Below are 7,683 nucleotides of genomic sequence, written 5' to 3'. Positions count from 1 at the left end.
TTTGCATGTTTCATGACATATAAGCGAACACTACCCAGATGCTCTACACCCTATTATATCATTCATCATATTGTATATATATATACAATTATATACAATGAAGAGATTTCACTGATTATGTATTATTTGTAGTTCAGCACCGATTGAATCCGGTTGAATCCTTAATTTTGTATAAACAATTTTCACCAAAACTTACACTTATATTCAGTCACATTTTTAGTTCAAAAGTTTGTGAAAGCAACTGTGAAAGGGCCCCGTACAGAACAAAAAAGAGGTGTGTGTATTTCCAAGAACGACTATACCCGACGCCAGGGCGGTGCTCCCTTGAACGCGTTTATTGAATTAAATCCAGGTAGATAACAATTTGGAGTACGTAAAACTTGGTAACAGTGATATATTGTCATCCCGTATTGTCTATGGCTTTCATGTGAATTGTCGGTGACAATTCACATGAAAGCCGCAAAAAAGGCAAACAAGCTGTTCGGAAAGTATGGAGGGTCGCTTAATACGAGGTCACCAATTTAGTAGAAACCTTAAGCCGTCGCCGAACGATCTGCGAAATGGTATCGATGAGCATGTTCAGCAGCGCGGTGATCACGATCAAGAGCACGGCTTTGTCCAGCTTGTCGTCCGAAATGGCACTGTCGATGAAAAAGCCCAGAGTATAAATTCCCAAAATACCGAGGATGGCGGACTCCCGCATCATCACTTCCCAGCGGTAAAAAAGAAAAGCCAGAAACTGGCCGTAAATTCGCGGCAGGACTTCAAAAAAATAGCGATTCATTTTTTTTCTTGGCGCATCAAGTCTAAGTTCGATCAAGTTGGCGTTTTGGCCGGATAAATATGCTAAAATCGCGCTGTTGTGCAAAGCAATAGCAAAAATGGCCGGCAGCATGGAAGGTCCCCACAACTGCAGAAAGACGTAGGCTAAAATGTACTCTGGAGTTGTGCGGATGACGATGAGCGCAAAGTGGGAAATTCGCCGGAAAAACGCGCCAAAAAACGTGCGACTGATGGTGGTAAATCCAACCAAAGCAAACAGACCCGTGGCCACCAGAACAATCTGGGTTAAGACCGCCGTTTGCCAGATTCCGTCCAGAGCCTCGTTCTGAAATATGTTGATGACCCACGCTCGTACCTCTTCAAAAGGAAAAACGATCTCGTTTGTTCCGCTAAGAAATCCCTCCCGCCGCATGGGCCAGGGCAGGATTTCGTAAGTAAAACGGCTCACATTTGCCCACGAAAGGGAGACCTCTTTGGAAATCAAGACAAAGGCGGCACCAACGTAAACCGGCACTAATCTGGGTTTGAGCCAGTATTTCAGCGAGGCGATGAGAAGATAAAAACTGAAAAGCATGGCGGCGGCTTCAGAGTAGTTCCCTTCGCGAAACGCGGTCTCCAGGTAAAAGCCGAGGGTCGGCAGACCGATAAAGCCCAACACCGTGCTGGAGCGTAATGCGCATTCGAATCGATAGGCCGTGTAGTTCTTAATGTCTGCATAAATAACCGGCAGAACACCGTAAACAAACTTGCTGATGGGATTGCTCTTTGGCGGCAGACCCTTGAGCGGCCCTTGATCGGCTTCCTGTAAAATTTCGGCGTAAACTTTTGCAAATATGCCGGAGTAAGGAATGGCAATCGCCAGAACTCCGCAGATGGGATTTAAACCCACAATCGGCAATAAGATAAACACCCAAAAAATTTCGTGAATGGCGCGAATGAAGGCGCAAAACAAGCGGACCACGATGAGATGAAACATTAGCGCTAAAACCGTACCGAATATGACGGCGATGAAGATGCCGCACAATGCAAAGGTGACCGTGTTGAGGAGAGCGCTGCGGAATTCAATCAGGACGGAAAAGTCCGGCGTTAAAGCCCCGGTGATCATCCTCTGAAATTCAAACCAGGGGTCAAGTGTGGTGATTTCGATGTCGGCGAAGATAAAGCAGAAAAGCGCGACGGCGAGAAAAGCTAAACTTGCCTTTAGCAAGATTGATAAAGCTCTGTGAGTAAAGATTGACTGACTTTTTTGCCGGGCAGGTCAAAATGGATTTGGCCGTGGCTTAGACCGACAAAACGCTCAAAAAACTTCAGGGCGAACTGCACATCATGCATGGAAACCACTACCGTTTGCGCCGCTTGCTTGAGTAATTTCAAAATGTTATCGGATTGGTGAGGATCAACGGATGAAATGGGTTCATCGCCGAGCAGCAACTTACTGCCTTTGAAAATCGCTCTCGCGACGGCTATGCGCTGCTGCTCTCCTCCTGAGAGCTTGGCGACGCGCTCATGCATTTTGTTCTTCATGCCTAATTTTTGCAAGATCGAAGAAATATGCTCTATTTCCTGCTTCTGCGGCTTGATGAGATTCAGTATGTTGTAAAAGGTACCGTTTTGATCCAGACGTCCGATGTAAACATTGTGGAAGGCGGAAAGCTGAGACACTAGCGCGAAGTCTTGATGAATAAAAGCCGCGCCATCTTGCTCAAGCTCATAAAGTTTTCTCAGCAGAGTTGTTTTGCCGGCGCCGCTCGGGCCGATCAGCGCGATTTTTTCTCCCTCCCGAATGGCAAGAGAGATGTTTTTCAACACCGGTTTATCTTTGTAAGAAACGCTTACGTTTTCAAGACGAATCATTAGCTCTCAATAATTCCAATGATAATAGCGGTTTCAAGAATGGCGCCATACGTGGAGTTGTCGGCCTCGATGAAACGCTGGCGCGGAAATGAGTCCAGCACCTCGCGGTCCGAAAGATTGATCAGGGCGTCTTTAACCTTTTGAATGAAATCCTCGCCGAACTTTCTTCCCACATCGCCGCGGATGGTCCAATTGTAATCGGGATAAGTGGGGGTTTTCCAAATAACCCGCACCTTGTTGGTGTCGATGTTGCCGGCTTTCAATTCATTTTCCCACACCTTAAAGTTGAGGGCCCCAATCTCATAGCCTCCGGATTGCACCAGCGCAATGGTTTTTGAATGATCGCCACTAAAGCCAACGCGTTTGAAAATCTTATTCGGTTCTTTTTTGAAATGCTGCCGGATAAAAAACTCAGGCATCAAACGTCCGGAAGTGGAACCTTTGGACCCGAACGTAAAAGTGTGGCCTTTTATTTCCGCCGGAAATTCTTTGGACAATTTTACTCCGGTGCTTGCATGTGCGATAAAGTAAGTGACGAACTGCAAATCTTCTTCTCCCTGCGCAATTGCCACTGAACCCGGAACAGAGCGCCGGGCTTTAACACCGGAAAGGCCACCGAACCAGGCCAATTGCACCTGGTCATTTTTAAATGCCGCCACCGAAGCGCTGTAGGATTTGACCGGAACGTATTTCACGTTTACGTTCAGTTGCTCGGAAAGATATTTCGCTACTTTGTTGAATCGTTTTTGTAAGCGCTCGGTATTTTCATCCGGGATGGCGGTGAAGCGAAATGTTTGGGAAAATGCAGAGGAAATAGAAAGTAAAAAAATAATAAATAAGGTAAAAAAACATTTCATCCCAACCCTCTTTTGATTCGAAATGACTAAAGATTAATTTGCTATTTTTAGTTAGGAAACCTCGAAGGCTTCGTAAATTTATTCTTCCAAAATCGCTTCCACATCGATGGTGATGAGCACATCGCTGCCTACTACGACACCGCCTACCGCCAACTTGTCATTCCAGCTCACCCCAAAATCGAGGCGGTTAATTCGGGTTTCCGCCAAAAATCCGGCACGAGTCTTCGGGCCTTTGTCAACGCCGTCTTCCCAAAAAGGCGTTTGCCATTGTCCTAAGTAGTGTACGTCTAAAGTTACCGTACGAGTGATGCCGCGAATAGTTAAATCGCCGGTGACTTTAAACTCATTTGCGCTACTGATGTCGATCTGGTTGCCCTTGAATGTGATTTTGGGATGATTTTTGACATCCAGGAAATCTGCGCTACGCAGGTGGTCGTCGCGGGAGGAGTCACCGCTCCAAAGCTCGTTGGCATTAATTTCTATTTCCACAGCTGAATTAGCAGGATTCTCCGGATCAAATTCCATGGTACCGTTCAGATTCTTGAAATGGCCGCGCACCCAGCTTACCATCATGTGTTTGACGCAGAACGCCGCGGCCGTGTGGCCGGGCTCAAAGGTCCATTTTGGCATTGGTTTCCTCCGATGATTGTTAGAGTTCAAAAAGTATTTAAATTACTGACTTACCGTCTCAAAAGAAAAATGCAATCGATGGATGGTTTCGTCGTAACAATTATTTCCCAATATTCCTTAGTAACCGTGAAACCTATTCGGTGTAGTTATTCAAACAAAAAGGATTTCACCTATTTCTACCCAAAAACCAAATAATTCGAATCAACCAGCTGCTTCACGTTTCCGATCATCCGCGCTTTCTCCACGCCGCTATTGTGAAGCGTGTTGAGTAGGGCTTGACCGTGAGCTTCCGGCACGGAAGCCAAAAGTCCGCCGCCGGTTTGCGGATCATAAAAAATCTCTTCGTTCCAGGGCTGCAAAGTCTTTTCAAAGCGCGTGACTTTTTCAACCAGCGCACGGTTGGAAGCGTTTACGCCGGTACTCATGCCTTTTTCGTACATCTCCAAAGCTTCATTTAAGATTGGCACTTCCGAAATTTTTATTTCCAAAGTAACGCCGGAGCCTTTAGCCATTTCCAGAGCGTGACCCGCCAAACCAAAGCCGGTGACATCGGTGACCGCATGAATCTCATAATTCTGCATGATTTCTGCGGCGGTTTTGTTTAAGGTTGTCAGAGTTTGCAAACACTGTTCGAGAGCGGGCGCCGAGACCCATTTTTTCAAATTGGCGTTAAAAATGACGCCGCTACCGATGGCCTTGGTTAAAATCAAAACATCACCGGGCTGCGCGCCGGCGTTGCGCCAAAATTTTTGCGGATGCACCATCCCGGTGACCGATAAACCGAATTTGGGTTCATCATCATCGAAAGTGTGGCCGCCAGCCAGCACCGCCCCTGCTTCATTAATTTTGCTGATCGCCCCCTCCACGATACCCTGCAGGATTTCCGGCCCGAGTTTTTTCGATGGGAAGCCAAGCAAGTTCAAGCAAGTAGTGGGCGTCGCACCCATGGCGTAAATATCGCTGATGGAATTGACGGCAGCAATCTGGCCGAACAGATAGGGATCATCTACCGGCGGCGTGATAATGTCCGCCGTTGTCACGATGGCCAGCTCATCGTTTATACGGTAAACCGCGGCGTCGTCGCTGGTTTCAAAACCCACGAGCAGGTTAGAATCGTGATTTTTTGGTAATACCGCCAAAAGTTTCTCAAGCCCGACCGGGCTTATTTTGGCAGCTCAACCACACGTTTTTGCCAGACCGGTTAACGTGTACCCGTCTGTTTTTTCTTCTGAAGCCATATTTAGGGACGCTCCGGGTAAGTATTAATATAGTATAATTGCGGCTGTCCAAGAAGTCGACAAATCCGTCATTCTGAAGAGCGCAGCGCGAAGAATCTCCTGCTCCTACACACAAAAAAAAGATTTTTCGCTGGGCTCAGAATGGCATTGGCGTTTTTTGGGCAGCCCAAGCTCAATTTAAGCTAACACATAATTCATCCAATAAATTTCCCCAAGCGTTTCGTTCCGTTTCTGGTTCAAATAGATGTTGCAATCGTTCTCCCCAAGCTTGGAGTTCAAACAAAAATTCCCCTTGGCTCTCGGCTCTCAAAAGAAGTTCCCGAAGCTGATCCGTGTTTCCAACTGAGAAATAGCCGGGATAATCTTTCCCTAAAAGGCCCACGGAACCGGAAATGTTCGATGCCAAAATTGGCACGCCTGCTACCACGGCCTCGGAGATGACGTTGGCGCCCCCTTCCATTTGGGAAGAAAGCACCAGGAGCCGGCAGCTTGCTAAAATTCTCCGAGCTTGCCAGCGCGGTTTTTCACCGAGCCAGCGGTAACGGGCATTAGTTTTCATTTCTGCCAAAGCCGTTTGTTCCATTTCAGGCCCCAGAGCCGCTCCAATTTGCAGGACCCGAATTCGAGAGGGTTTGGGTAAGCTCCGAGCTCCAAGCGCCGCGCGGAACGGATCTTTTACGGGCCGCAAATGACCGAGCACACATACATCAAACGTCTTTTCTTTTTTTTTAATTCGTCTGTCCTGCTTAATTGCAGATTGGTAAATGGTTCTGGTCTTGCTGCGAAACTCTTCCGGCAACTCTTCGATTGCAAGGGGTTGCAGCACCACCAGGCGATCAGCCCACTCAAGTGATTTTTGTGCATCCCGGCTCTGTGGTAGATCATGATAGAGATCCGTGCCCGTTAGCGCTACTATCAAGGGCTTAGTCGAGTTCAATTGCCGAAAACGCACAATGGAGGAATGGCTGCGTCGGGCGTGCAGGGCAATCATTACATCAGATTGGGTTCCGTTAAATTCAGTTTCTATGTTGACTTTGTGATCAAGCTTTCTCAGCATCCGCGCCCATCGCAGGGCGGTTATCCGGTTACCCGTACGTGAATGTTTAGGTGTTGGTGTGATTAAAGTTATTCTCATTTGCCGTTTGGATCATTTTCAGCACAAGTGCGGAAGCCTGCAAACACATCCCGGCGATGCGGCAAGTAGAAATTACGATAGGTGTTTCGGATGAGGCGAGAGCGCGTTGCCCAGCAGCCGCCCCGTAAGACTTTATTGTAGCCAAACCACGGCGCCGAATATTCTCTGTACGGTTGATCCACGATGAATCCCGGAAACGGGTAGAATGGTGAAGCAGTCCACTCCCAAACGTTGCCGATCATTTGACGGCAGCCAAAACCGCTATCTCCCTTGGCGAAGGCGCCTACATCGACACAACCTACAAAATTTGAATCCAAATTTGCATGCTCAGGGGTGGCAGGTTCGTTTCCCCAGGGGTAGAGGCGTTTTTCCGATTTTTGAACGCCGCTGGCGGGCTCTGCGCTGGCTGCCAGTTCCCACTCTGTCTCGGTCGGCAAGCGGCGTCCGGCCCACTTACAAAAGGCCTCGGCTTCATACCAATTAATGTGGATCACAGGCCGGTTCTCTTCCAGGGGCAGCCAAGTATCGAAATGCCGTCGCTGCCAGTTTTTACCATCCTGTCTCCAGTAAACCGGCTGCTTTGCCCCGGATTTTTTGAGCCAGGTGCGGCCGCCGTAGCTCCAGAATTCCTCCCGCTCGTAACCACCGGCATCCGCAAATTCGGCAAACTCTGAGTTGGTGACAGCAGCGCGCGCGATTTTAAAAGGCTTCACTTCTACCGGATGAGCCCATTTCTCATTATCAAAAACGAACGGCTGCTGGGGGACGGCGCCAAGCATATAAGTCCCGCCGGGGATTTCAACATCGCCTGGCAAGGGTCCTGCGCCTACTTCAAATTTGTCTGCGGTGTGATTTGTGGAGTACTTCGGTTGCGGATATTCCAAAGTTTGACGAGTGTAGGTAAAGGCCTCATCGTGCATGTCTTCATGAAGCAGAGCCAGTAAATAAAGGTAGGTTTCTTTGGCTGACGGCTCATGTGATTCGAGTCGCTGGATCATCCGATCCTGCACTTCTTGAGCGTAAGCCAGAGTGTCTTCTCTGGTTGGCAGCAGCAGTTGCCAGCGATCATCGTGGACTACTTCAAAGGAGTCGTAGAGTTCCTCGGCGCCTTTGAGCAGAAGTTTCTTCTCCCCGAGTTGACGCAAAACGAAGAGTTCATGAAAGAAGATGACGTGCCCGATCTCCC

The 7,683-nt window shown here is 48.2% G+C and carries 7 protein-coding genes; all 7 read right to left on the bottom strand.

Annotation, left to right across the window (positions count from 1 at the left end):
* Positions 1–502 precede the first annotated feature (502 nt).
* A complete protein-coding gene (locus IH879_15930; protein MCH7676417.1) occupies positions 503–1,993 on the bottom strand; it encodes an ABC transporter permease in 1,491 nt (496 codons plus the stop codon).
* A complete protein-coding gene (locus IH879_15925) occupies positions 1,984–2,637 on the bottom strand; it encodes an ATP-binding cassette domain-containing protein (protein ID MCH7676416.1) in 654 nt (217 codons plus the stop codon). Before IH879_15925 ends, IH879_15930 begins: the two co-directional genes overlap by 10 nt.
* Complete coding sequence (locus IH879_15920; protein MCH7676415.1) at positions 2,637–3,494, bottom strand: putative selenate ABC transporter substrate-binding protein; 858 nt, start codon at positions 3,492–3,494, stop codon at positions 2,637–2,639. Before IH879_15920 ends, IH879_15925 begins: the two co-directional genes overlap by 1 nt.
* Before the next feature lie 78 nt (positions 3,495–3,572).
* Positions 3,573–4,124: a YceI family protein gene (locus tag IH879_15915; GenBank protein ID MCH7676414.1), complete on the bottom strand. Its 552-nt coding sequence runs from the start codon at positions 4,122–4,124 to the stop codon at positions 3,573–3,575.
* Positions 4,125–4,300: 176 nt separating this feature from the next.
* Positions 4,301–5,290 (bottom strand): selenide, water dikinase SelD, encoded by a 990-nt coding sequence (gene selD / locus IH879_15910; protein MCH7676413.1) that lies wholly within the window; start codon positions 5,288–5,290, stop codon positions 4,301–4,303.
* A 244-nt stretch (positions 5,291–5,534) separates the two neighbouring features.
* The gene (locus IH879_15905) at positions 5,535–6,497 is read right to left on the bottom strand and encodes a TIGR04348 family glycosyltransferase (GenBank protein MCH7676412.1); all 963 of its coding nucleotides are present in this window, start codon (positions 6,495–6,497) and stop codon (positions 5,535–5,537) included.
* A partial coding sequence (gene egtB / locus IH879_15900) for an ergothioneine biosynthesis protein EgtB (GenBank protein ID MCH7676411.1) occupies positions 6,494–7,683 on the bottom strand: 1,190 nt, incomplete at its 5' end. The genes IH879_15905 and egtB, both read right to left, overlap by 4 nt.

The sequence above is a fragment of the candidate division KSB1 bacterium genome (assembly GCA_022562085.1).
Classification (GTDB): domain Bacteria; phylum Zhuqueibacterota; class Zhuqueibacteria; order Oceanimicrobiales; family Oceanimicrobiaceae; genus Oceanimicrobium.
Note: the sequence above shows the minus strand (reverse complement) of the source record. Positions and strands in the feature narration are given on the sequence as shown.

Coding starts and splice junctions, on each gene's coding strand:
- IH879_15925 (MCH7676416.1), bottom strand. CDS start 2,637: ATGATTCGTCTTGAAAACGTAAGCGTTTCTTACAAAGATAAACCGGTG.
- IH879_15920 (MCH7676415.1), bottom strand. CDS start 3,494: ATGAAATGTTTTTTTACCTTATTTATTATTTTTTTACTTTCTATTTCC.
- IH879_15915 (MCH7676414.1), bottom strand. CDS start 4,124: ATGCCAAAATGGACCTTTGAGCCCGGCCACACGGCCGCGGCGTTCTGC.
- IH879_15905 (MCH7676412.1), bottom strand. CDS start 6,497: ATGAGAATAACTTTAATCACACCAACACCTAAACATTCACGTACGGGT.